This is a genomic window from Vibrio sp. S17_S38, from assembly GCF_014694375.1.
GTDB lineage: Bacteria > Pseudomonadota > Gammaproteobacteria > Enterobacterales > Vibrionaceae > Vibrio.
The window spans coordinates 85307-109710 of record NZ_JAAUWW010000006.1; the positions used below are offsets into that span (position 1 = coordinate 85307).

Below are 24404 nucleotides of genomic sequence, written 5' to 3' on the forward strand. Positions count from 1 at the left end.
TTTATTAAGCATCGTTGTTAAATTTCTATGCTGCTGAGTCGAGCTCTTCACTGAGCACAAAATCATTCTATCCTACTCAGCATTAAAAAATGACTATTAATCTCGAGATTAAAGGAAAAATTTGAACTCCGTTCTTTTCTATTTAACCTCAAAGTTTAACTCATGACCAAAAACAGCATCATCCACACTAATACATTTAAAATTCAAATGGTTATTAATGATAAAACTCTATTCCTTTGTATTGTTAATAATTTTGATAATACGTCAAGTTTGAGTGTCTATCATCCATATTAATTATGATATGACTCATATTTACTCATCAACGTTTTAATTTGATATCCTATCGCCAACTTCATCGTTTCGGAACATTTTGTGCATTCACCTATACAACATGGTTTTATTTTAACCAGACAAACTAGAGATAGGCATTCGAGATCTAATTATGTGCCATCAAGATCTAGTCATGCACAGTCACAATTTTCTCATATGAAATCGGGACAATCTCTTATCGAACTATGGGTATCTACAGACTCAGGCCCCGTACAGCTATTGATTAATGGTGAACAACCCGTTTTTTTTATTTCCGAACAAGACAAAGAGAAAGTCTCTCAGCTCAATCATGCTCACCGATTAGCACTACAAATAAAGTCAGTGAATTTGAAAACATTTGAACAATGCCAAGTTTTGGCTTGTTATAGCGAAAATAGCCACTCTTCTTTCCAAGCAAAACAGTGCTTAAATCAACATGACATTGTGACTCTTGAAGATGACATTCGGCTTACCGATCGCTATTTAATGGAGCGTTTTATTCGTGGTGGCGTGCAGTTTATTGGTCAAGTAACACAAAAACCACATTATCAAAGTATAGCTCAAGCAAAATGCAAACCGAGCGATTACAAACCAAATTTGAGTATCGTGTCGTTAGATATTGAATGTTCAGAAAAAGGTATTCTTTATTCCGTAGGGTTAGATTCAATCCTCGACAGCCGCGTGATCATGATTGGCAATCCCCAAGCCTTAACATCTGAGATTGAAAAATCACTTTATATTGAATGGGTAGATGATGAACTAGGTTTACTAAAGGCTTTAATTAACTGGTTTAACACTTTTGACCCTGACATTATTATCGGTTGGAATGTTATTGATTTTGATTTTCGTCTGCTCGATAAGCGCTCTCAATGGCATAAAATTCCACTATCAATCGCTCGTGGTGGACAAAATCTGTATTTTCGCCAATCAACTAATACCCAACAAGGTTTTGTCTCCATTCCTGGCCGAGTGGTCTTAGATGGTATTGATACGTTAAAAACGGCGACTTATCATTTTAACTCCTGGGCATTAGAATCAGTGGCTCAAGAGTTACTCGGTGAAGGTAAAATCATTCATGACCCATTTAATCGAATGGATGAAATTAATCGTCAGTTTCGTGAAGATAAAATATCTCTAGCTCGATATAACTTGCAAGATTGTAAGCTAGTCACTCGCATCTTTGAAAAAACACATTTATTACAATTTTCAATTGAGAGAACCCAACTCACTGGTGTTGAACTTGACCGTATTGGCGGTTCTGTCGCCGCATTTACCAATCTATATTTACCACAACTACATCGTGCTGGTTATATCGCACCTAATTTACAATCAGAGAACTGGTTAGCAAGCCCTGGTGGATATGTAATGGATTCCGATCCCGGCTTGTACCATTCAGTTTTAGTTCTTGATTTTAAATCTCTATACCCCGCTATTATTCGGACATTTCTCATTGATCCACTAGGGTTAGTTGAAGGTTTACAGCAATCCATAGGAAAAAATGACAATGAAGCCGTTGCCGGATTCCGCGGTGGGCAATTTCATCGTGAGAAACACTTTCTGCCTAAAATGATAGAACAATTATGGCAAGCAAGGGATATTGCAAAAAAAAATAATGAAGCTGCTTTTTCTCAAGCGATAAAAATCATCATGAATTCATTTTATGGCGTTCTGGGATCTTCTGGTTGCCGTTTTTTTGATACTCGTCTTGCTTCATCCATTACAATGCGCGGGCATGAAATCATGAAACAAACCCGCATATTAATTGAGGAACAAGGTTATCAAGTTATCTATGGGGATACTGATTCCTTATTTGTTTCTTTAATTGAGCCGCATAACCAAATGCAAGCCGACAGCATTGGTCAAGATTTGATCAGAAAAATAAATATTTGGTGGCAGCAGCATATTCAAAAAGAATTCAATTTAATATCTGCATTAGAACTTGAATATGAAACCCATTATCAACGTTTTTTAATGCCAACAATTCGCGGCTCTGAAACGGGGTCTAAAAAACGTTATTGCGGCTTAATTAATAAAGACGGCGTAGAAAGAATGATATTTAAAGGTCTAGAAAGTGCCCGCACCGACTGGACTCCGCTCTCCCATCATTTTCAGCAAAAATTGTACCACATGGTTTTTCATGACCAAGATCCTCGAGCCTATATTCGTCAATATGTTGAAGATACTTGGGAGGGAAATTTTGACGAAGATCTTGTGTATCAAAAACGTTTACGGCGCAAGTTAAATGAATACCAAAAGAATATTCCACCACAAGTTAGAGCCGCTAGACTCGCCGATGAGCACAACGCTCGCAAAGGAAGACCCTTGCAGTATCAAAACAAAGGCCGTATTCAATATTTATTTACCGTAAATGGTCCGGAACCAAAAGATTATCTATCCAGTCCTATTGATTATCAACACTATATCGATAAGCAGTTAAAGCCCATTGCTGACGCTATTTTACCCTTCATTGGACTAGACTTTGAATCGATCATAGCCCCACAAATTGGATTATTTTGAGCAAACGGATAAACACTTCGATTCTAGCCATTACTTTTCTTTGTCGTTCTGTTCAGATCGTGATATTTTCTGCTCGTTATTTAACACATCATTGCGCTTTCATTATAAAAAACCGCTGTGATTAAAAATTAATTAGGAAGCAATCATGCCTAAAGCTAGTGAAATTAAGAAAAATGCTGTTGTTGAAATGAATGGTCAAGTGTATTCCGTTCGTGAAGTAAGCAAGTTAACACCAAGTGGTCGTGCTGGTGCAAGCTTGTACCGTATGCGCATGTACAATGTCGCCACAGGCGCTAAAGCCGATGAAAGTTTTAAAGCCGATGAAATCCTAACATTAGCCGACTTCAGTCGCCGCAGTGTTATGTTCTCTTACGTTGATGGTAACGAGTACATTTTCATGGACAATGAAGACTACACGCCATACCACTTCAATAAAGAAACCATTGAAGACGAAACGTTATTTTTTAACGAAGATACACAAGGTCTTAGCGTTTTAATTGTAAATGACAAGCCAATCGCCATTGAATTACCAACCAGCGTAGATCTTGTGATTGTTGAAACCTCACCTTCTATCAAAGGCGCTTCAGCCAGTGCACGTACTAAGCCAGCAACATTAACAACAGGTCTAGTTGTACAAGTGCCTGAATATATTGCCAATGGTGATAAAGTTAAAGTTAACACAGTTGAACGCAAGTTTATGAGCCGTGCAGACTAACCCTTCATTTTTAAAAAACATTAGGACATTATGACCAATTTAATCTCTCTCGATGATGCTATCGATGTCGCGTATGACATTTTTCTTGAAATGGCACCAGATAACCTAGAAGCCGTAGATGTAATTTTATTCACAGCTCAGTTTGAAGACCGCGGTGCCGCAGAAGCAGTAGAAACTGGTGATGATTGGTCACAACATGTTGGCTTTGATGTTGATAAAGAGGCTTATGCTGAAGTCAAAATTGGCTTAGTTAATGAAGCAGATGATGCACTCGATGATGTATTTGCTCGTATGTTAATTAGCCGAGATGAAGATAATAAATTCTGCCATATTTTATGGAAACGTGATTAATCGTCTTCATATAAATAAACGGATGGTTTTTTAAACCAGGCTCAAACGAAAAATGCCGAATTCATTCACTGAATTCGGCATTTTTATTAGCTTTAGAAGCTTAACCTAGTCGTCTAGATTCTTGTTCTTGATTTCGGCTTAGGCAAGCCAGTATTAACGCGACGTTGTTTTTGCTTACCATCGCGACCACCAACAGCTTCACCATTGTTGACTTTATTGGTCGTGGTGCCTTTAGTCGCAACATTACCACGAGTCGCTGAACGAGTACGGCCTTTTGGTGTAGATACTCTTTCTTCATGACGTTTAACGGCACGACGAATTTTCTGTCCACGAGAGCGATCGCGTTTACGAGAATGAAGATCTGGATCTATCAACGTTTCGCGTTCAGGTTTTAATTCAACCATTTCACGCAAATAGTTAACTTCTTTCAGTTCAAGCTCCACCCAACCGCCACGAGGTAATGCTTTTTCTAAGAAGATATCACCATAACGAACACGTTTTAGTCGGCTAACGGTAACACCTTGTGATTCCCATAAACGACGAACTTCACGGTTACGACCTTCTGTGATCATAACGTAAAAGGTGTGGTTCATTCCTTCACCACCAGCGTAAACAACATCTTCAAAACGTGCCATGCCGTCTTCAAGCTCTACGCCGCTAGTTACATTGCGGATCATTTCTTCGTTTACTTCACCAAAAACACGAACGAGATATTCACGTTCAACTTCACGGCTTGGGTGCATCAAACGGTTGGCTAACTCACCATCTGTCGTAAATAGTAATAAACCGCCAGTATTTGCATCCAAACGACCAACAGATACCCAACGAGAATCTTTAATTTTTGGTAGGCGGTCAAATACCGTACGGCGACCTTCAGGATCGTGACGTGTACACAGCTCACCTTCAGGTTTGTTGTAAGCTAATACGCGGCAAATAACGTCTTCAGAGTCTTTTATTGAAACCTTATGACCATCAATGCGAACAAGTGCATTATCATCTTCTAGGCGATCACCCAGTTTTGCAACTTGACCATTTAAGCTCACTCGACCCGCTTGGATCATCGTTTCTAGTTCACGACGAGAGCCATGCCCTGCACGGGCTAAAATCTTCTGTAACTTTTCGTTCATTGATTGACCTTTTGTTTGTCGACTTCACAGCCGTCTTTATTGTTTAATAAAAGACACTAGTCTTATAAAAACAATAAATTAAAAATATTTTTGCTCTTCTTTATTACCTAAGCACAAAAATATAATACTTGAGCTTGAAGAAAAGGCAGCAGAGTATACATCAAACCTCTCATAGAAAGAATGATTTTCCACCAAATACTCGCTAGTCTGATAATTCAATATAGTTGAAAAACTTGATCCATACTGACATTAATTTTACGACATAAAATCAGACCACATTACCTTTACTTACTTTATTTTGTTATTCTCACGGTTCAACTCCTAACCACATGCTATTTATGACCATTGAACATTTTGATGCTATTTATCAACGAGCCGCTGAACGTAAAGGCGGAAAGCAAGATTTAGAATTACTCCTCAGTAAACCTCTTCCCTCATCAGAATTACAACGAATTACTGACGATCGTTGGTTAGCCGCATTTACCATGAAAGTGTTTCAGTGTGGAATTTCTTGGCAGGTAGTGAGAAATAAATGGCCTAATTTCGAACAGCTATTTTTCAATTTCAAGCTTGAACCACTAATGATGTTACCGGAAGAAATCTGGGAGCAAAAAGCACAAGATCCAAGCATTATCAGACATTTGACCAAAGTGAAGTCGATTCCAACCAATGCTCAAATGATCCACTCAGCTCAATATGATTACCCGTCTTTCTCACACATGGTAGCGAATTGGCCGACCGATAATATAATCGGCTTGTGGGAGTATCTGAAGAAAAACGGCAGTCGGTTAGGCGGCAATACTGGGCCTTATACCTTACGTCAAATGGGTGTTGATACCTTTATTTTATCGTCTGATGTCGAATCTCATTTACGAAATATAGGTGTAATAGATAGCGGTCGTGGAACAAAACGAGCTATGCAAGCCGCGCAAAAAACGTTCAATTACTGGCAACAACAATCTGGACGCAGCCAATCGGAAATAAGCCAAATAATTGCTTTTAGTTGTGGTGATAATCAGGTGCTTTAACACCGTCTACCAATGAACAATATAAAAACCCCACTATAAATTGCTTATACCAAGTAATTTATAGTGGGGTTTGTTTATGACTTTCAATACAAGATCTAGTGTTTATTATTCAAACGGAGTTGGATCACCAGCACCTCGGCGAACCACCACCATCTCATCATCGCTAAAATCGATAACTGTCGTTGGTTGTTCACCTAAAAAGCCGCCATTCATGATCAAATCAACGGAATGTTCTAATTTATCGCGAATATCTTCTGGGTCGGATTCTGCGTAATCATTACCCGGTAATATCAAGGTCGTTGACATTAAAGGTTCGCCTAGCGCTTCAAGTAAATCCAATGCAATTTTATTATCCGGAACACGAATACCAATGGTTTTTCGCTTTGCATTCATCAAACGACGTGGCACTTCCTTAGTCCCTTTAAATATAAAGGTATAGGCCCCTGGCGTATTGTTTTTCAATAAACGAAATGCTGTATTATCAATTCGGGCATACAAAGAAAGCTCCGACAAATCGCGGCACAGCAAAGTGAAGTTGTGCTTATCATCCAGCTTACGAATATGACAAATACGCTCTAAAGCATTTTTGTTTTCAAGCTGACAACCTAACGCATAACCTGAATCGGTTGGATAAACGATAACGCCACCATTACGAATAATGGCGACAGCTTGATTGATTAAGCGGGCTTGAGGGTTTTCTGGGTGTAAATAAAAAAATTGGCTCATTACTACTCCTAACTGAGTCTATGATTGACCTACCCTATTTAATTGAATTATAGCGTTGTTTATAATGTTTATCGCCTAGCTATAACTGTAAATTAATTGGGCTTTAATCGAATTAACCTTCACGCTAAAGAGAGGCTTCTTCTGTCGAATAACCGCCAGAAATTGGTATATGTGCGATTGATTGCCAATCCTTCCAAACAGGCTCAACACCTGCAGGTAACCATAAATTTCGGCCTAGCTCCATCCACGGAGAAGGATAGTGAAAATCCGAACCTTGTGAGGCTAATAGATTATATTCTATTGCATAATCTGCCAAAGTACGGCGTTCTTGCGGTGCTTGCTGCGGTTGAGCAACTTCCATTGCATCGCCACCGGCTTCTACGAATGCAGCAAGTAAACGCTTTAACCATTTTGCTGTCAATTGATACCGCGCTGGATGAGCCAAAACCGCTTCACCACCTGCAGCATGAATAGCATTGACAGCATCACTCATTGAGCACCATGAAGGCGGTACATAACCAGGGTTATTGCGGGTAAGATATTTTTTAAAAACCATCTGCATCGTTTTGGCATAGCCATTATCCACTAACCATTTAGCAAAATGGGCTCGCGTAATAGAGGCATCACCGGCAATCGCTTTTACTTCGTCTAAAACACCTTCACGCGTATGCTTCGCCAAACGTTCGGCTATCAACTCTGAACGTGTAATTCGACGCTGTTTTTGTTCTTTAATTAATTGTTGTAACTCTGCATTATCAATATCAATATTGAGTCCAACAATGTGGATATCTTTATTTTGCCAAACCGTCGAAAACTCAATCCCATTGATCAGATGCACCGGTAATGATTGCGATTTAATATATTGTTTAGCTTCACTAATAGCATCCACACTGTCATGGTCGGTGATCGCCAACACATCAATATTGAACTCGACAGCGCGATCCAGTAATTGCACAGTAGAAAAACGCCCATCAGAACAAGTTGTATGGCTATGCAAATCTATTCGCATCAAAGGTACTCAATTTAATCGAAAAAAGGCTTGACCTAAAAACAATAAACTAGTTTACTAGTACATAAGTTTTCAAGATCAATTTCGGAGGTTTGGTTTATGTTTCCATCATCACAAGATTCTAACATTCATCGTTACCATAAAGAACCGCTTTATGTGGTTTCCTTATCGACTTTACTCACTCGTTGGCTTGCTTGGCACTTGATCTCATCATAGCGGGTGTGTGATTTTCATCATTAGGATGTAAAGCCCGCTCTTAATGCGGTTTTTTTAATATCTTCATATAAGAAACCCCAATTAAACGTTTTCATTTTTATACAAATCGTTTTATAACAGAATGAAAACAAACGGAATGATAATTTAAGTTTAAAGGACGTCTTATGAATAAGGCTGCGCAAATCCATAATTCAATGATAGAAAAAAAACACGCAATTGATGTGTTTCAACTAGAAACCCCTTATCTTGACGATCCTACTCAAGTTTTCAATGCGTTGTGTGTCAATGCACATCAAGAACAAGATACTCAAAACAGCCTATTACTTGAAAGTGCAGAGATCAGCTCAAAAGAAAATTTAAAAAGTTTATTATTAGTTGATGCCGCCGTTCGTATTGAATGTCGGGGACACCAAGTTACTCTGACAGCCAAAACTAATAATGGTCAACAACTTCTTCAGGCAATCAAAAGTAATATTAACTCACAAATATTAACGCAAATAAGTGATAACCAAATTGAGCTGACATTCTTAGCACCCAATGAATTATTAGATGAAGATAGCCGTTTACGTGAAGCGTCTAGCTTTGATGCTCTTCGTCTTATCCAGCACAGTTTTGATATAGAAGGTAAAGATAAGCATGCTATTTTTATCGGTGGATTATTTGCCTACGATTTAGTCGCAAACTTTGAATCATTAGGTGATGTGAAAAGCATTGATAATTGTCCAGATTATGTATTTTATGTCGCAGAAACACTGATGGTATTTGATCATCAAACAAAACAATGTCATGTGCAGGCCAGTGCTTTTAATGCAAACCAAGCGACGAAAGAACAATTGCAACAACGATTACACGACATCAGTGAGCATTGTACTGATGTGGCACCACTGCCAGCCGCTACGGTTGTTGAAGATATGTCCGTTAACACAAACATCAGCGACGCAGATTTTTGCCAAATTGTCCAAACTTTGAAACAAAATGTCATTAAAGGCGATGTTTTCCAAGTTGTTCCCTCTCGACGCTTTACGCTTCCGTGTCCATCACCTTTAGCCGCATATAAAGCACTCAAATACAGTAATCCAAGCCCATACATGTTTTACATGAAAGATGAATTGTTTACATTATTTGGCGCATCACCGGAAAGCGCACTTAAATATGATGCTCAAACCGAGCAAGTCGAGATTTACCCGATTGCCGGAACGCGCCGCCGAGGAAAAAATACCGATGGCAGTATCAACTTTGATTTAGACAGCCGCATTGAATTAGAGCTTCGCAGCGACACAAAAGAAAATGCTGAACATATGATGCTAGTCGATTTAGCTCGTAATGATGTGGCGAGAATTTCCACAGCAGGATCTCGCCATGTCGCAGATTTACTGAAAGTTGACCGCTACAGCCACGTTATGCATTTAGTTTCACGAGTTGTGGGTGAACTGCGCCATGATTTAGATGCCCTACACGCTTACCAGGCCACAATGAATATGGGCACATTAACTGGCGCTCCTAAGATTCGTGCAATGCAATTGATTAGAGATGTTGAGAAACAGCGACGTGGTACTTATGGCGGTGCTGTCGGTTACTTAACGGGCGAAGGCGACTTAGATACTTGTATCGTGATCCGTTCGGCCTATGTCGAAAATGGTATTGCTACCGTTCAAGCAGGCGCAGGTGTTGTCTTTGATTCTGAACCACAATCAGAAGCAGATGAAACTCGCGGTAAAGCGCAAGCCTGTATTAGTGCTATTCAAGCTGCACATCAATCTCCTATTAATAAAACCAATCAAGGGTAAGGTGACTAGAATGGCTAATATCATATTTGTCGATAATTTTGACTCATTCACCTATAACCTTGTGGATCAATTCCGCAGCTTAGGTCACAGTGTCACTATTTATAGAAACAACATCGCAGCTAAAACTATTGAAATAGCAATAAACGAACTTGATAACCCTATTGTGGTGCTATCCCCTGGCCCTGGTGAACCAAGTAAAGCTGGTTGTATGCCAGATCTTATCCAGCTTTTAAAAGGTAAAGTACCAATGATTGGTATTTGCTTAGGGCATCAAGCTATTGTTGAAGCTTATGGCGGTACGGTTGCTGGCGCGGGTGAAATCATTCATGGGAAAGTGTCAATGATGGTGCATGACAATCATCCAACGTACCAAGGCTTGCCATCTCCTTTTGCTATCGCACGTTACCATTCATTGGTTGCAACACATGTCAGTGAACAATTGACGGTAACATCAGCAGTAAATGGCTTGGTCATGTCCGTGGTCGAAGAAAACCATAAAGTGTGTGGTTTTCAATTTCATCCAGAATCCATAATGACAACGTATGGAGCCACCTTGCTAGAGAACACCATCAACTGGGCGCTCGAAAAATAAAAATAATAATCGATGAGCGCTAAATAAAAAATTCAAGGACAACGTTATGCAAGACATTATCAATAAGTTATACGCGCAAACTAATTTAACTGAAAACGAAAGCCATCAATTATTCGATAGCATCATTAAAGGTGAAATGGATCCGATTTTACTCGGCTCGGTATTAACGGCATTGAAAATTAAAGGTGAAACCTCGGAAGAAATCACAGGAGCTGCCAATGCGCTATTAGCGAATGCATCTTTCTTCCCAACCATTGAAGGTGACTTTGCCGATATCGTCGGTACCGGCGGCGATGGCTCGAATACCATAAATATTTCGACCACTGCAGCATTTGTTGCTGCTGCTTGTGGCGTAAGAATAGCAAAACATGGCAACCGCGGTGTATCCAGCAAATCTGGTTCGTCCGATCTTCTTGATTCATTTGGCATCAATCTCGCGATGAGCCCAGAAGACACCAAAACGGCAATCGATGAAATTGGCGTCGCATTCTTATTCGCACCCCAGTATCACGGCGGTGTTCGCCACGCAATGCCGGTTCGTCAAGCAATGAAAACTCGCACCATATTTAATCTACTTGGCCCTTTAATTAATCCAGCTCGCCCTAATATACAATTAATGGGTGTTTATGATGAGTCATTGGTTCGCCCTATTGCCAAGACCTTGGCACAAATGGGATTAAAGCGCGCGGCCGTCGTTCACGGCAGCGGTTTAGATGAAGTGGCGATTCATGGCTCAACCTTAGTCAATGAAATCATCAACGGTGAAATTATTGAATACACTTTAACGCCTGAAGATTTTGGAGTACAAGCGTACCCACTAGAGGCAATTAAAGGTGGAGAACCAGCTGAAAATCGCGACATCATCACCAAAATATTGAATGGAAAAGGCACTGAAGCACAAGTTTCTGCCGTCGCAGTTAACGTAGCCTTATTATTACGTTTATTTGGTCAAGAAGATTTAAAAGCCAATACTCAACAAGCGATTGAGGCAATGAGTTCAGGTAAAGCGTATCAACTTGTGACCCAACTTGCCTCTCGCGGTTAGCAGATTTAAAAGGATTGATAATGGAAACCGTATTAGCACAAATAGTGGCCGACAAACGACTTTGGGTCGAAGAACGTAAAATACAACAGCCTCTTGAAAGTTTTAAACAACAATTAATACCCAGTGATCGTAGTTTTTTCGATGCCTTAAACACAGGTAAAACTGAGTTTATTTTAGAGTGTAAGAAAGCCTCACCGTCTAAAGGTTTGATCCGTGATGATTTTGACCTTGATTACATTGCCTCAGTATATGCAAATCATGCCAGCGCAATTTCAGTTCTTACAGATAGTAAATATTTCCAAGGGGATTTTGAGTTTATCCCTCAAGTACGTAATCAAGTGACACAGCCTGTGATCTGCAAAGATTTCATGATTGACGAATACCAAGTTTATTTAGCTCGTCATTATCAAGCTGATGCAATTTTACTGATGCTTTCAGTGCTCAATGATGATGAATATCGACACCTTGCCAACGTAGCCGCTAGCTTAAACCTTGGTTATCTGACCGAAATCAGTAATGAAGAAGAGCTAGAACGAGCTATTGAATTAAAAGCGCCAGTCGTTGGAATTAATAATCGTAACTTGCGTGATTTATCCATCACACTTGAACGAACCAAAGAATTAGCTCCTCGCTTACCTAAAGGCACCATTGTCATTTCAGAATCGGGTATTCATAACCACCAACAAGTGAAAGAATTATCGCACTATGCCAATGGATTTTTAATTGGTAGTTCGTTAATGTCAGAAGACAATTTAGAACTGGCTGTACGCCGTGTGTTGTTGGGTGAAAATAAAGTTTGTGGTCTAACTCATCCTGATGATGCTAACCGCGCTTATCAAGCTGGTAGTGTTTATGGCGGACTTATTTTTGTTAAAAACTCTAAACGTTGCGTCGATATTGAAACTGCACGTTTAATCATGAGCGGTGCTCCTCTTCATTATGTAGGTGTATTTCAAAATCTTGGCTCGTTGAAAAATCAACTAGTTAAAAATAAATCATTGCAAAGTCATACTCTCGATGAAATTGCTCAAATAGCGAATCAGTTAGGTTTGGCCGCGGTGCAATTACACGGTAATGAAACACAAGCCGACATAACTAAATTGCGTTCTTTATTGCCAAAAAGCATCAAAATCTGGAAAGCTTATGGCGTGAGTAATACGCTACCCACCCTACTTGAAAAGCATGTCGATAAACATTTACTCGATACTCAAGTAGGGAATCAATCCGGAGGAACAGGAATGAGTTTTGATTGGGATCTACTAGAAGAATATTCACAGACAGGTACAGGTGAAACATCCACCAGCCACCGAGCCCGTATTATGCTCGCTGGCGGCCTTTCTCCAGATAATATTGTAGAAGCCGGACAGCTCGGTTGCATTGGATTGGATTTAAACTCAGGAGTCGAATTCGAACCGGGTAAGAAAGATCCAGCCAAATTAGACGCTGCGTTTAAAGCATTAAGAAATTATTAGATTATTTAGCGATTGATATCATCGTTAATCGCCAACAGAAAGGATTATTGTATGCCTAAGTTAGACCCGTATTTTGGTGAGTTTGGTGGTCAATATGTACCACAAATTTTAGTGCCTGCACTTGATCAACTTGAGCAAGCGTTTATTGACGCACAAGAAGATGATGAATTCCAAGCCGAGTTCATGGGGTTATTACAAGAATATGCAGGTCGCCCGACTGCATTGACTTTGTGCCGTAATATGACAAAAGGTACAAAAACGAAATTGTACTTAAAACGTGAAGATTTACTTCATGGCGGTGCACACAAAACCAACCAAGTATTAGGTCAAGCCCTTCTCGCTAAACGTATGGGTAAAAAAGAAATTATAGCGGAAACTGGCGCTGGGCAGCATGGCGTTGCAACTGCATTAGCTTGTGCATTACTCGATTTAAAATGTCGCGTCTACATGGGAGCAAAAGATGTTGAACGCCAAAGCCCTAACGTATTTCGCATGAAATTAATGGGCGCAGAAGTTATTCCAGTCCATTCAGGTTCAGCCACACTAAAAGATGCATGCAATGAAGCGTTACGTGACTGGTCCGCCACTTATGAAGATGCCCATTATCTTTTAGGGACAGCAGCTGGTCCTCATCCATTTCCTACCATAGTGCGTGAATTCCAACGCATGATTGGTGAAGAAACCAAAAACCAAATTCTTGCGCGTGAAGGCCGTCTGCCAGATGCTGTCATTGCTTGTGTTGGTGGCGGTTCTAATGCCATCGGTATGTTTGCTGATTTTATTCCGGATACAGAAGTTGGTTTAATCGGTGTTGAGCCCGCGGGTTTAGGTATCGATACTGACCAACATGGCGCACCACTTAAACATGGTAAAACTGGGATTTTCTTTGGTATGAAATCGCCGTTAATGCAAGATAGCTTTGGTCAAATTGAAGAATCTTACTCTGTTTCCGCAGGGTTAGACTTCCCATCGGTTGGCCCACAACACGCACATCTAAATGCCACTGGTCGTGCACAATATGTTTCGATCACCGATGATGAAGCACTAGATGCATTCCAAAATCTTGCGCTACACGAAGGCATTATTCCAGCACTTGAGTCTTCTCATGCTCTTGCTTATGCTTTAAAGATGGCTTACGAAGATCCGAAAAAAGAACAACTCCTAGTCGTAAACCTTTCTGGGCGTGGTGATAAAGATATTTTTACTGTGCACAAGTTATTGGAAGATCGGTTATTAGAAGAAAAAGGAGGAGCTTTATAATGACAATATTAACACAACGCTATAAATCACTATTCAGTTCACTCGAAGAGAAAAAACAAGGTGCATTTGTTCCCTTTGTTACGATTGGCGATCCAAACCCAGAGCTATCATTAGAGATTATTCATACCTTAATTAAATCCGGTGCAGATGCATTAGAGCTTGGTTTCCCATTCTCCGATCCACTTGCTGATGGACCAACAATTCAAGGGGCAAATATTCGCGCATTAGATTCAGGAACAACACCTGACACCTGCTTTGATATTATTACTCAAATCCGCCGTGAATACCCAGATATGCCAATTGGTTTACTCGTTTATGCAAACTTAGTCTTTGCTCGTGGTATTGATGATTTTTATTCTCGTTGCCAGCAAGCTGGAGTTGACTCAGTCTTAATCGCGGATGTACCAACCGGTGAAAGTGCGCCGTTTAATCAAGCAGCCAAAGCTCATGGCATTCATCCTATTTTTATCGCTCCACCTACAGCCGACGATAAAACCTTAGAACAAGTATCAAGTTTAGGTGGTGGCTATACTTATTTGCTTTCTCGTTCAGGTGTCACTGGCGCAGAAACCAAAGCTAAGATGCCGGTTCATGCCTTGCTCGATAGATTAAGCCAATTTAACGCACCTCCTGCATTACTTGGATTTGGTATTTCAGAGCCATCACAAGTCCATGAGGCTATTATCGCAGGTGCTGCGGGTGCAATTTCTGGTTCAGCGGTAGTAAAAATCATCGAAGCCAATAAAGAAGATCCAGAAACCATGCTGAAAAAACTTGCCATCTTTGTTTCCGGAATGAAAGCTGCGACACAAAAGTAATGCCAATAAGAGGAAATACTGCCTACTAGACAGACAAAAGGAGCATCTTTGCTCCTTTTTTGTAGCAAAGTATCTCTAAACGGTTTTCATTTAAATGAAATTGGTTAGACTGAGCCCCATCATTGATAACAGATAAAAGACAGCATGAAGCAATTTATTGATTTTATTCCACTGGTTATTTTTTTCTTTCTCTACAAAAGTTATGACATTTATGTCGCCACGGGTGCATTAATTGCGGCTACCGCCGTACAAGTGACTGTGACCTACTTCCTTTATAAGAAAGTAGAAAAAATGCAAATTATTACTTTTTTAATGGTGGCCATTTTTGGTGGTATGACACTATTTTTCCACGATGATAACTTCATTAAATGGAAAGTGACCATTATCTATGCATTATTCTCTATTGGTTTATTAGTCTCAGATTATATTGGTAAACCAGTTATTAAAGGCATGCTTGGTAAAGAAATTACTTTACCCGACACCATTTGGAAACGTGTCAATATTGCATGGGTGATATTTTTTGCACTATGCGCGGTTATCAATATTTATGTTGCTTATAAATTACCGTTGGATGTCTGGGTTAACTTTAAAGTCTTTGGTTTATTAATCGCCACTTTTGCCTATACGTTATTAACCGGTGTTTATATCTATAAATACATGCCAAAAGAAACTAAAGAAAAATAACCCCCTGTATCTATAATTAGATCTCTACTCCATACTGAATCGCCACTTAACTGTGGCGATTTAATTTTCTTCCTAGATAATCTTTAGGAAGAAGCAATGTTTAGGAAGAAGCAATGAACACTGAATTAGACACACCAAAAGGCTCAATGATCCTTCGTACTTTAGCCATGCCAGCAGACACCAATGCTAATGGTGATATTTTTGGTGGCTGGATCATGTCCCAACTCGATCTAGCTGGAGCGATTTTGGCTAAAGAAATAGCCAACAGCCGCGTGGTAACAGTTTCGGTTTCTAGTATTACCTTCAAACAACCCGTTGCAGTTGGAGATGTCGTCTGCTGTTATGGCGATTGTATTAAGGTTGGTAATACATCAATGTCGATTGCTTTAGAGGTTTGGGTAAAATCGGTGAGCATTGAAGGTGTCGGCGCGAAGAATAAAGTCTGTGAAGCCACTTTTAATTATGTTGCTATTGATGCCAACGGTCGTCCTTGTGCAGTACGCCCTCAGGCTGAAGCAAAGTAACCAATACTAAGTGTGTTTCCAAGCGCATAAAATAGGCTACCAATATGGCTTTTACGGTCAAATGGTAGCCTTATTTTTTTTAGCAGCGTATATTAAGCTATTCATTCAGTACAACAATAATCTAAAAACTACTGTTAGTTTCAATACAATAAAGGACTATTATCAATGTGGTATGTTATTTTTTCTCAAGACGTTGAAAATTCTCTCGAAAAACGCATGAGTGTTAGAGATAAACACTTAGAGCGATTAAATACATTAAAAGATGAAGGCCGCCTACTCGTTGCCGGACCTATGCCCGCTATAGACTCAGAAAACCCGGGCGATGCAGGCTTTACCGGTTCAACTGTTATTGCTGATTTCAATTCTTTAGAAGAAGCACAAACGTGGGCAGATAATGATCCTTACGTTGCGGCAGGTGTTTATGCTCATGTCACCGTCAAGCCATTTAAAAAAGTCCTTCCATAAAGAGTTTTTATGAAAATTAAAGCCGTATTATTGACCATACTCACTACATCAACTTTATTTGGTTGTAGCTCAACCGATCAGGTTTCCATTATGGCTGACCACCGAGCAGCCGTTTTAGAATCCAGTCTTCCCTATGAATCCGGCCCATTACACATCATGAGCGCCCAAGCAAAAGATCACACCGTTGAGTTGTTGATGATCTACAACGATACCGGTAAAATCGCGCCAAGTGCCTTGATTGATGCCAGTATTCGTTATTATTGTAGTGATAAAGAAGTGCGTGCCGTATTAGACCAAGGGGTCATTTATAAATTAATACTACGCAGTGAGCGCGGTAAATTGATTAGCGAAGAAGTCGCCTCCAAAGAAGCTTGTGAAGCGCTAGAAAAAGAAGAATAGAAATATCTAAAGAACAATAATCGCAAAAACGGCCAATTTAACCTCTAGTTCACATAGGTTAAACTGGCCGTTTTGATATCTAGCGTTTAATTTGAGTTGTTATATATTGGCTAGCTAAAGTGGTTATCGTGTGAAGACCAACGCCTTCAAACTTGCTTGTTCATCGATATCAGCAAACTCAACTGGATTATCCAAACGTTGTTGATAATTAAGATCTGGTGCCTCTTCAGCCATCGAATCAATTAAAAAATCTTGTGTGACCGCAGGCGAATTAACACAAGCTAGCACAGTCCCTTTCTCCTTCAACAAGCTAGGTAAACGACGTAGGACTTTTTTATAATCTTTAGTTAAAGCGAAACTGCCTTTTTGAAAACTCGGTGGATCAATCACAATCAAATCATAAGGCCCATATTTTGTGATTTTGCCAAATGATCGCAAAATATCATGCCCTAGAAAACTAATTTTTGATAGATCATGTCCGTTCAATCGATGATTATCCCGACCTCGACTTAACGCCCCTTTTGCCATATCGACATTTACCACACTCGTTGCACCACCTTCAATGGCAACAACAGAAAAAGCACACGTATACGAAAACAAATTTAAGACTGACTTCCCTTGAGATTCGTTTCGCACCCACTCACGACCTAAACGCATATCTAAAAAAAGGCCAGAATTTTGATTTTTACCGACATCAAGTTGGTATTTCAAACCATTTTCGATGCCAATCGGATGCGTGTCGATTTCACCAAATAGAAGCTCGAACGGTGCTCCATGTTCATATCGGTGCTGCAACCCAATAGCTTTTCCTTCCGACTGCTGCCAAATAGTTGACTGAGTAAAATCTAACAACCCTTGTTTCAGTTCTTTTAGAAACTCATCATCTACCGGCTTAAATAAGCTGATAATTAATTGCTGTCCAAGCCAATCGGCCGTTAGCTGTTCCAATCCTGCCCAACACTGACCACGACCATGAAATAAACGGCGCACTTCCATTTTGCAGTCAGAAAGAGTTTTGTCGAGTTCGAAAAAAAATTTAGGTAACGCTGTGGCTTGCATAGTTAAGTTCACTTTTTCTTGATTACTGTTCATTCGTTTAATGACTGGTTTTTTATAATTGGCCAATTTAACTCACAAGGTTTTTGCCAACTTAACAACGCCTGCTTTACCGCATCACTTTGCCATTTTTCGCCCATATTTCCCTGTTGATTCCATCGAAAATCGGAAGGATCACAACGAACACTAACCGTTTCATCGTGATACTGAAACTGTAAAACATAAGCATGCAAATACCCCCTATCAGCAATACTTGAGGGCGTATATATAGGATCGCCTACAATAGAAGAACCAATAGAGTTCAACGCTACTCGAATTTGATGAGTTTTGCCTGTTCTAGGTTTACACATAAAAATACGCTCACCTTGCTCACCAGCAACAGATAAAAACTGTGTTTGTGCAGGGTTCGTTTGTCCTAGCGTCAATTTCCAACTAGAACGTCGTGAACGCTCCATATCACCAGACACTAATCCTTGCTTCTTCTTCGGCTTTTTAACCCCAATAGCGAGATAAAACTTCGTCACTTCACGATGAGCAAACTTCTGGGATAACTCACTCGCAGCCGACTTATTTTTAGCAAGTAATAATAAGCCAGACGTCATTTTATCTAATCGATGGACTAAAAACAGATCATCATGTCCTGTTTTTTTTGAAACTTCGATAAGTAGCGATGTATCGCCATCATCTTTGTGCACACTCACATTAGGGTGTTTGTTAATCACCAAAAAGTCCGGTTTTTCCATTACAACATCAAACATATTATTCCAAATGTATCTATTTTCATTCTGGCTGAAGTATAACTTATCTTCATCTATCGATAATCAATAAAAAAGCAGTACCAAAATAATTCAGCACTGCTTAATCAATATCATATTCGAATCTATTTATACCTGTCTTACTTCAAGCTGCAGTTCGTTTGCTTCGTTGGCTTGCTGCCTTACTGAAACTTCAGTTTCTTTGGGTATATGCTTATTGGGTAAACCAAGAAACAAAAATAAATGCACCAAATAAGAAAGTCACAGCCAACATTAATATACCACCTTCTGCTGTGTATGAATCGACACCTTTTACCAGTTGGAAGGTTGATCTACGTGCACTTATCACCATCGCTAATGGGCCCCAAATAGCCAAGAAGACCAATACCATTCCGGCGTAATCAAGCATACTAATAAATTGGTCAGAAAATAATGCGGCAAAAAATAATGGCAAAACAAACGTCAAACCAAAGCTCAATGCATTATTATTTAAAATTGCATCTTTATTTTGATCAAACAGCGCCATCGACACACCTAAAAATGAGGTTATCAAGGCTAGTGCAGAAAATACAGAAATGACTGTTTTCAGTATGCTTGAATGCCCACTAAATGCTGTAATTAACTCAGAGATATTATTAAATTGGCTAATTTGATCTGTACCTAAATTACCAATAATCGCAACCAACCAGGTCAAGTAGCAAATTAGTGGGATCACCGAACCTAATAAAATCATATTGCGAATTTGTTTAGCTGAAGCTTCATGATTATATGAAACCAACGATGGAATCACGACCATAGAAGCAAAGCTGGTAAATATAACCGTACTGTATTTAACCACATCACGCATTGAAACATCAGCCGATTGTAATAAATAGTCAAAGTGTAGATCAGAAAACAAGCTGATAATTACCACACATAGCATCACAATCATTAAAATAAACAGAACTCGATTTAATTTATCGATGTAGCTTTTACCTAATACAACAATCACACCCATCAATAAACTGAATACGGAATAACAAACAGGTTGGGGAGCATCAAAGCCCACCGCGAGTAGCAGCTTATGGAATAAGTCGCCTAACCCCAAAATATACGCAACAATAATGCAAAGTAATAGCAAATAGAAAAAGAGATTCATTGCATATTTGCCTTTCGTCCCAAGCGTGGCAAAAGCAACGGTGCTAAGACCACCATTATCTTCGGTTTTAGTGCATACTTCCGCTAGCAATAAAGAAGCATAAGTGGTTCCCAAAAAGATGAAAACCATCAACGCTAAGCTCCATAAGAAACCAAATTGCGCCAATACCATAGGAATGGCTAACATTCCGGCTCCTAATGCGGTACCCGCTAGAATTAAAGAGCTACCGAATAACTTCATATTCACAAGATTGATCCTTTACATCATTATCTAAAAAGCACAATAAAAGCTCAGAGGCTCTATTCATACTTTAATATCAAAAGGTTACCGTCATCACAGACATGGTTTTACAATAATTCTAAGTAAAATGGCCATGAAAACGAAAAAAAGAGCGTCAGTAAAGCAGGTTAGGCGATAAATTTAAAGTCAAAGCAGCATAATTTATTATTTTCTTTTAAAAATGCAGCTATATCGATATAAACGTATAGATACAATTAGAGTAAAACACCATCAACATTCAAGGGGCGAATAAGATAATCGTTTATTATCCTCGCTTAAAAAAACATCTTGATAATAAAAGGTGTTTAGGTGCCAAATTTGATCCCAGCAGACATAATAATAATTTATTCTCAACAACAGCAGAAAGCTTTCAAATCCAGTACTAATTAATGCTAGTATCGACGATTGTTTCTATTCTATTTACGATGCGAGTTCATGGAAAAACTTTATCAAATTATTGCCTTAGCGGGTGTCATTGGCTATTGGTTACTTGTCGCAGGTGTGACAATACGCGTCGTTGTGAAACGTAGAGCCGTTAGCGTCTCTTTAGCGTGGCTGATGATCATCTACATCATTCCTTTTGTTGGCGTGATTTGCTATTTCCTTTTTGGTGAGCTAAATCTTGGCCGTAAAAGAGCTGAACGTTCACAAAAAATGTTTGAACCTTACGGTGAATGGTTTACCCAGCTCCATGAATGCCAAGCGCATCAACCTAACTTGCTTAACCTACAATTATCTCAAATCCACGATTTATGCACTCACCGTACGGCTATCCCTGCGCTATGTGGCAATACACTTTCGCTGCAAGATACACCAGAGAAAATTTTATATTCCATTATTAATGACATCGAAAGCGCTCAAGAAAATATTCGGATTGAATTTTATATTTGGGAAAATGGTGGGCTGATCGACTTAGTGAATACTGCATTAATTCAAGCGGCAAAACGCGGTGTCCAGATCCAGATCTTAATCGACTCAGCTGGAAGCCCTAAATTCTTTCGCAGCCACTGGCACCGTTTAATGAAAGAATCTGGTATCCATATCCTTCAAGCATTAGAAGTAAATGCTTTCAGGATGTTCTTTCGTCGCCTTGATTTACGCTTACACCGAAAAATCATCACAATTGACGATGAAATTGCCTACACCGGTTCGATGAACATGGTTGATCCTTTATATTTCAAACAAGATGCTGGTTTTGGCCAATGGATTGATGTGATGGTAAGAGTGACTGGCCCAACGGTTAATGTCCTTGCTGCGATACATGCTTGGGATTGGGAAGTTGAAACAGGAGAGCGTCATTTACCAAGTATTCCAGTATGCAGCATTGAAACTAATGGAGCATTACACCCTATTCAAGTCGTCCCTTCAGGCCCTGGCATGCCAGAGAATCTGATTCAGCAAGTGTTAACCATTGCTATTAGCCAAGCGAAAGAATCCGTGAGGATCACGACCCCCTATTTTGTACCGAGTGATAATCTTCTCCAAGTAATCAAAACGACCGCTTATCGAGGAGTCACCGTCGAATTAATCTTGCCGAAGAAAAATGACTCGATTTTGGTCAACTGGGCATCTAAATCTTTTTTCAGCGAGTTACTTGATGCAGGTGTGAAAATTTATCAATTTAATGGCGGTTTATTGCATACTAAATCAGTTGTCATCGATCAACAAAACTGCTTAATTGGTAGTGTAAATCTTGATATGAGAAGCTTATGGCTGAATTTTGAATTAACACTTGTGATTGATGACAATGAGTTCACGAAAGAATTGTATTGGGTTCAAGAAACCTATATAGAACAATCAAACAGCATTGATCCAATAGAATGGCAAAACCGTAGCCTTTTCCATCGAATGCTAGAAAGGTTGTTTTATCTCTTTAATCCATTGCTTTAATTAAATCATCACCAGACTCAAACAACAGAATTAAAAGGAAGTAAGATGACCAAGAAGTATGAAACTAAACTAGTCACCGCAGGACGCAATAAAAAATGGACTCATGGTGTGGTTAACCCACCAATTCAACGTGCATCAACGGTTGTTTTTAATACTGTTGCGGAAAAAAATGCAGCCACAATGAAACGACAAGGTCATACCTTATTTTATGGCCGTCGTGGTACGGAAACCCACTTTGCATTTCAAGAAGCGATGGTCGAAATTGAAGGTGGCGCTGGTTGTGCCCTTTATCCTTGTGGCGCAGCGGCAATCACAAATTCTATTTTATCTTTCGTTGAACATGGCGACCATATTCTAATGGTCGATACCTGTTATGAACCAACTCGCGATTTTTGTAATATTATTCTCAAGAAAATGGGCATTGAAACCACTTATTATGAGCCAACAATTGGTGAAGATATCCGTGAGTTAATTCGTCCAAATACCAAAATTTTATTTACTGAGTCTCCTGGTTCTTACACCATGGAGATTCAAGATATTCCAACCCTTTCTCGTATTGCCCATGAGCAAAATATCATCGTCATGCTAGATAATACCTGGGCGGCAGGTGTGAACTTCTCACCATTTAAACATGGTGTTGATGTCTCCATTCAAGCCGCGACTAAATACATTGTTGGCCATTCTGATGTCATGCTCGGCACTGCAGTAGCGAACGAAAAACATTGGCCACAATTACGCGAACAAAGCTATTTGCTCGGACAGTGTGTTTCGCCTGATGATGCTTATACTGGATTACGTGGATTACGTACGTTAAGTGTCCGATTAAAGCAACACGAACAAAGCAGCCTAGCGATTGCAAAATGGCTTGAAGCTCGCTCTGAAGTCGACCATATTCGCCACCCCGCTTTTGAATCTTGCCCTGGCCATGAGTTTTATAAGCGAGATTTCACAGGTGGTAATGGTCTATTTTCATTCGTATTAACAAGCAGCAATAAAGAAGCTACCACGGCTTTCTTAGATACGGTTGAACATTTCAGCATGGGTTATTCATGGGGTGGCTATGAAAGTCTAATCCTAGCCAATGAACCAAGCAGCTTTGATAACATGCGCACCGTCGCAAACCCTCATTTTACAGGGACTCTCTTTCGAGTGCATATTGGCTTAGAAAATGTAGAAGACCTAATTGAAGATTTAGAGCGTGGGTTTACCGCTTATAATGCTGTATTGAATAACTAAGACCAATAACAACGTCTTCATTACCACGCATTAATCATGAAAAAAACGGCCAGCTATTATAGCTGACCGTTTTTCTTTATACCCAATATTAAAATTTAAAAATATTCTAGAATGCAGGTTCAATCGTGCCTTTAAACGTTTTTTGTATAAAGTCACGGATAGGCTGTGAGTGATAAATCTCAACAAACTTTTTATACGATTCTTTGTCTTTATCAGCGGCACGGGTGGCAATAACCATTACGGCAAGTTTCGTATCTTTAGGTTCAAGATAAATTCCCTCTTTCTTAGGATCAAGGCCCGATGACATTACATAATTCATGGTGATTGCAGAAGCTGCCACATCATCTAGCGTACGTGGTAATTGAGCGGCATCCATTTCAATAAATTTAAGATGTTTAGGGTTATCGATAATATCGTACACCGTTGCTTTATCATCTACATTTGGTTTTAAAGTGATTAACTTTGCATCTGCCAGTAGTAAAAGTCCACGCCCACTATTAGTCGGATCATTTGGAATGGTAATTTCTGCATTGTCAGGCAACTCAGCAAGAGAGTGGTATTTTTTCGAATAAATACCCATACGCATTAAAATAGAATGCCCAATCGAAACAAGCTGCGCTTTATTATTGTTATTGTAGTTATCTAAGAACGGTTGATGTTGGTAGCTATTAATATCAATGCTTCCATCTGCTAGGGCTGCATTAGGAGTAATGTAATCTGAAAAAGTCACAACTTCGACTTTTAAGCCTTGTTTCGCCGCCTCTTCTGCAACCGCTTCAACCACTTGTGCATGTGGTCCAACCGTTGCGCCAACTTTAATAATATGGCTTTCTTCTTTTTGACCACAAGCCGATAAAGCCAAAACTAGCGGCAGAACACAAAGTAATCGTGTCATTTTATTCTTCAACATCATCTTATTCCTTTAAATTAAGAATCTCACTAAAATAGCCGTATAGACTTCTAATAAAGATAATACTTGAATGTATGAATAAACAAAATGACTTTA

General features: G+C 39.5%; 23 protein-coding genes. 16 read left to right on the forward strand and 7 right to left on the reverse strand.

Annotated elements, in window-relative coordinates:
- The first annotated feature begins 384 nt into the window (after positions 1 to 384).
- The 3 genes from HC725_RS06560 to HC725_RS06570 all read left to right on the forward strand — a co-directional run bounded on the left by HC725_RS06560 (position 385) and on the right by HC725_RS06570 (position 3892).
- Positions 385 to 2826: a DNA polymerase II gene (locus HC725_RS06560; protein ID WP_446751355.1), complete on the forward strand. Its 2442-nt coding sequence runs from the start codon at positions 385 to 387 to the stop codon at positions 2824 to 2826.
- A gap of 145 nt (positions 2827 to 2971) precedes the next feature.
- Entirely contained in the window at positions 2972 to 3541 is a 570-nt protein-coding gene (gene efpL / locus HC725_RS06565; protein WP_190331023.1) for an elongation factor P-like protein EfpL, read from the forward strand.
- 30 nt (positions 3542 to 3571) lie between these two features.
- Positions 3572 to 3892 (forward strand): HI1450 family dsDNA-mimic protein, encoded by a 321-nt coding sequence (locus HC725_RS06570; RefSeq protein WP_190331024.1) that lies wholly within the window; start codon positions 3572 to 3574, stop codon positions 3890 to 3892.
- A 113-nt stretch (positions 3893 to 4005) separates the two neighbouring features.
- Here HC725_RS06570 and rluB read toward each other — a convergent pair whose 3' ends face one another.
- Positions 4006 to 5019 (reverse strand): 23S rRNA pseudouridine(2605) synthase RluB, encoded by a 1014-nt coding sequence (rluB, locus tag HC725_RS06575; RefSeq protein ID WP_190331025.1) that lies wholly within the window; start codon positions 5017 to 5019, stop codon positions 4006 to 4008.
- Positions 5020 to 5357: 338 nt separating this feature from the next.
- Between rluB and HC725_RS06580 the strand changes: the two genes are divergently transcribed.
- Positions 5358 to 6047: a DNA-3-methyladenine glycosylase I gene (locus HC725_RS06580; protein ID WP_190331026.1), complete on the forward strand. Its 690-nt coding sequence runs from the start codon at positions 5358 to 5360 to the stop codon at positions 6045 to 6047.
- A gap of 105 nt (positions 6048 to 6152) precedes the next feature.
- Here HC725_RS06580 and HC725_RS06585 read toward each other — a convergent pair whose 3' ends face one another.
- On the reverse strand, positions 6153 to 6773 hold the full coding sequence (locus HC725_RS06585) for an L-threonylcarbamoyladenylate synthase (protein ID WP_190331027.1): 621 nt from the start codon (positions 6771 to 6773) through the stop codon (positions 6153 to 6155).
- 124 nt (positions 6774 to 6897) lie between these two features.
- Positions 6898 to 7782 (reverse strand): RNase RNM, encoded by an 885-nt coding sequence (rnm, locus tag HC725_RS06590; protein WP_190331028.1) that lies wholly within the window; start codon positions 7780 to 7782, stop codon positions 6898 to 6900.
- A 380-nt stretch (positions 7783 to 8162) separates the two neighbouring features.
- Between rnm and HC725_RS06595 the strand changes: the two genes are divergently transcribed.
- From HC725_RS06595 to gspS2, 10 genes are all read left to right on the forward strand, one after another.
- A complete protein-coding gene (locus HC725_RS06595) occupies positions 8163 to 9785 on the forward strand; it encodes an anthranilate synthase component 1 (RefSeq protein ID WP_190331029.1) in 1623 nt (540 codons plus the stop codon).
- Positions 9786 to 9795: 10 nt separating this feature from the next.
- The gene (locus HC725_RS06600; protein ID WP_190331030.1) at positions 9796 to 10377 is read left to right on the forward strand and encodes an aminodeoxychorismate/anthranilate synthase component II; all 582 of its coding nucleotides are present in this window, start codon (positions 9796 to 9798) and stop codon (positions 10375 to 10377) included.
- Between the two features lie 46 nt (positions 10378 to 10423).
- Positions 10424 to 11422, forward strand: coding sequence for an anthranilate phosphoribosyltransferase (gene trpD, locus HC725_RS06605; RefSeq protein ID WP_190331031.1), 999 nt, complete (start codon positions 10424 to 10426; stop codon positions 11420 to 11422).
- A gap of 20 nt (positions 11423 to 11442) precedes the next feature.
- Positions 11443 to 12894: a bifunctional indole-3-glycerol-phosphate synthase TrpC/phosphoribosylanthranilate isomerase TrpF gene (gene trpCF, locus HC725_RS06610; protein ID WP_190331032.1), complete on the forward strand. Its 1452-nt coding sequence runs from the start codon at positions 11443 to 11445 to the stop codon at positions 12892 to 12894.
- A gap of 51 nt (positions 12895 to 12945) precedes the next feature.
- A complete protein-coding gene (trpB, locus tag HC725_RS06615; RefSeq protein ID WP_190331033.1) occupies positions 12946 to 14154 on the forward strand; it encodes a tryptophan synthase subunit beta in 1209 nt (402 codons plus the stop codon).
- Positions 14154 to 14972, forward strand: coding sequence for a tryptophan synthase subunit alpha (trpA, locus tag HC725_RS06620; RefSeq protein ID WP_190331034.1), 819 nt, complete (start codon positions 14154 to 14156; stop codon positions 14970 to 14972). Before trpB ends, trpA begins: the two co-directional genes overlap by 1 nt.
- A 144-nt stretch (positions 14973 to 15116) precedes the next feature.
- Positions 15117 to 15656 carry a septation protein A gene (locus HC725_RS06625; protein ID WP_190331035.1) on the forward strand — a complete coding sequence of 180 codons (540 nt, stop codon included), beginning with the start codon at positions 15117 to 15119 and terminating at the stop codon, positions 15654 to 15656.
- 113 nt (positions 15657 to 15769) lie between these two features.
- On the forward strand, positions 15770 to 16180 hold the full coding sequence (gene yciA, locus HC725_RS06630; RefSeq protein WP_190331036.1) for an acyl-CoA thioester hydrolase YciA: 411 nt from the start codon (positions 15770 to 15772) through the stop codon (positions 16178 to 16180).
- Between the two features lie 165 nt (positions 16181 to 16345).
- Positions 16346 to 16645: a YciI family protein gene (locus HC725_RS06635; RefSeq protein ID WP_190331037.1), complete on the forward strand. Its 300-nt coding sequence runs from the start codon at positions 16346 to 16348 to the stop codon at positions 16643 to 16645.
- 9 nt (positions 16646 to 16654) lie between these two features.
- Positions 16655 to 17044 (forward strand): type II secretion system pilot lipoprotein GspS-beta, encoded by a 390-nt coding sequence (gene gspS2 / locus HC725_RS06640; protein WP_190331038.1) that lies wholly within the window; start codon positions 16655 to 16657, stop codon positions 17042 to 17044.
- Positions 17045 to 17167: 123 nt separating this feature from the next.
- Here gspS2 and HC725_RS06645 read toward each other — a convergent pair whose 3' ends face one another.
- The 3 genes from HC725_RS06645 to HC725_RS06655 form a co-directional block, all read right to left on the reverse strand.
- Positions 17168 to 18103 carry a class I SAM-dependent methyltransferase gene (locus tag HC725_RS06645; RefSeq protein WP_190331104.1) on the reverse strand — a complete coding sequence of 312 codons (936 nt, stop codon included), beginning with the start codon at positions 18101 to 18103 and terminating at the stop codon, positions 17168 to 17170.
- Between the two features lie 29 nt (positions 18104 to 18132).
- Positions 18133 to 18858 carry a TIGR01621 family pseudouridine synthase gene (locus HC725_RS06650; RefSeq protein ID WP_190331039.1) on the reverse strand — a complete coding sequence of 242 codons (726 nt, stop codon included), beginning with the start codon at positions 18856 to 18858 and terminating at the stop codon, positions 18133 to 18135.
- Between the two features lie 211 nt (positions 18859 to 19069).
- Entirely contained in the window at positions 19070 to 20233 is a 1164-nt protein-coding gene (locus HC725_RS06655; protein WP_190331105.1) for an amino acid permease, read from the reverse strand.
- A 474-nt stretch (positions 20234 to 20707) separates the two neighbouring features.
- Between HC725_RS06655 and cls the strand changes: the two genes are divergently transcribed.
- Together cls and HC725_RS06665 are read left to right on the forward strand one after the other, a co-directional pair.
- Positions 20708 to 22162, forward strand: coding sequence for a cardiolipin synthase (gene cls / locus HC725_RS06660; RefSeq protein ID WP_190331040.1), 1455 nt, complete (start codon positions 20708 to 20710; stop codon positions 22160 to 22162).
- A 45-nt stretch (positions 22163 to 22207) separates the two neighbouring features.
- Positions 22208 to 23398 carry a cystathionine beta-lyase gene (locus HC725_RS06665; RefSeq protein WP_190331041.1) on the forward strand — a complete coding sequence of 397 codons (1191 nt, stop codon included), beginning with the start codon at positions 22208 to 22210 and terminating at the stop codon, positions 23396 to 23398.
- Positions 23399 to 23504: 106 nt separating this feature from the next.
- Here the strand turns inward: HC725_RS06665 and HC725_RS06670 are convergent, their stop codons facing one another.
- Positions 23505 to 24311, reverse strand: a complete 807-nt coding sequence (locus HC725_RS06670) for a MetQ/NlpA family ABC transporter substrate-binding protein (RefSeq protein WP_190331042.1) — start codon at positions 24309 to 24311, stop codon at positions 23505 to 23507.
- Between the last annotated feature and the right edge of the window lie 93 nt (positions 24312 to 24404).

What these genes read in the sequence shown, in the direction of transcription:
- efpL (WP_190331023.1), top strand. Translation starts at nt 2,972, where the DNA reads ATGCCTAAAGCTAGTGAAATTAAGAAAAATGCTGTTGTTGAAATGAAT.
- HC725_RS06570 (WP_190331024.1), top strand. Translation starts at nt 3,572, where the DNA reads ATGACCAATTTAATCTCTCTCGATGATGCTATCGATGTCGCGTATGAC.
- rluB (WP_190331025.1), bottom strand. Translation starts at nt 5,019, where the DNA reads ATGAACGAAAAGTTACAGAAGATTTTAGCCCGTGCAGGGCATGGCTCT.
- HC725_RS06580 (WP_190331026.1), top strand. Translation starts at nt 5,358, where the DNA reads ATGACCATTGAACATTTTGATGCTATTTATCAACGAGCCGCTGAACGT.
- HC725_RS06585 (WP_190331027.1), bottom strand. Translation starts at nt 6,773, where the DNA reads ATGAGCCAATTTTTTTATTTACACCCAGAAAACCCTCAAGCCCGCTTA.
- rnm (WP_190331028.1), bottom strand. Translation starts at nt 7,782, where the DNA reads ATGCGAATAGATTTGCATAGCCATACAACTTGTTCTGATGGGCGTTTT.
- HC725_RS06595 (WP_190331029.1), top strand. Translation starts at nt 8,163, where the DNA reads ATGAATAAGGCTGCGCAAATCCATAATTCAATGATAGAAAAAAAACAC.
- HC725_RS06600 (WP_190331030.1), top strand. Translation starts at nt 9,796, where the DNA reads ATGGCTAATATCATATTTGTCGATAATTTTGACTCATTCACCTATAAC.
- trpD (WP_190331031.1), top strand. Translation starts at nt 10,424, where the DNA reads ATGCAAGACATTATCAATAAGTTATACGCGCAAACTAATTTAACTGAA.
- trpCF (WP_190331032.1), top strand. Translation starts at nt 11,443, where the DNA reads ATGGAAACCGTATTAGCACAAATAGTGGCCGACAAACGACTTTGGGTC.
- trpB (WP_190331033.1), top strand. Translation starts at nt 12,946, where the DNA reads ATGCCTAAGTTAGACCCGTATTTTGGTGAGTTTGGTGGTCAATATGTA.
- trpA (WP_190331034.1), top strand. Translation starts at nt 14,154, where the DNA reads ATGACAATATTAACACAACGCTATAAATCACTATTCAGTTCACTCGAA.
- HC725_RS06625 (WP_190331035.1), top strand. Translation starts at nt 15,117, where the DNA reads ATGAAGCAATTTATTGATTTTATTCCACTGGTTATTTTTTTCTTTCTC.
- yciA (WP_190331036.1), top strand. Translation starts at nt 15,770, where the DNA reads ATGAACACTGAATTAGACACACCAAAAGGCTCAATGATCCTTCGTACT.
- HC725_RS06635 (WP_190331037.1), top strand. Translation starts at nt 16,346, where the DNA reads ATGTGGTATGTTATTTTTTCTCAAGACGTTGAAAATTCTCTCGAAAAA.
- gspS2 (WP_190331038.1), top strand. Translation starts at nt 16,655, where the DNA reads ATGAAAATTAAAGCCGTATTATTGACCATACTCACTACATCAACTTTA.
- HC725_RS06645 (WP_190331104.1), bottom strand. Translation starts at nt 18,103, where the DNA reads ATGCAAGCCACAGCGTTACCTAAATTTTTTTTCGAACTCGACAAAACT.
- HC725_RS06650 (WP_190331039.1), bottom strand. Translation starts at nt 18,858, where the DNA reads ATGTTTGATGTTGTAATGGAAAAACCGGACTTTTTGGTGATTAACAAA.
- HC725_RS06655 (WP_190331105.1), bottom strand. Translation starts at nt 20,233, where the DNA reads ATGAAGTTATTCGGTAGCTCTTTAATTCTAGCGGGTACCGCATTAGGA.
- cls (WP_190331040.1), top strand. Translation starts at nt 20,708, where the DNA reads ATGGAAAAACTTTATCAAATTATTGCCTTAGCGGGTGTCATTGGCTAT.
- HC725_RS06665 (WP_190331041.1), top strand. Translation starts at nt 22,208, where the DNA reads ATGACCAAGAAGTATGAAACTAAACTAGTCACCGCAGGACGCAATAAA.
- HC725_RS06670 (WP_190331042.1), bottom strand. Translation starts at nt 24,311, where the DNA reads ATGATGTTGAAGAATAAAATGACACGATTACTTTGTGTTCTGCCGCTA.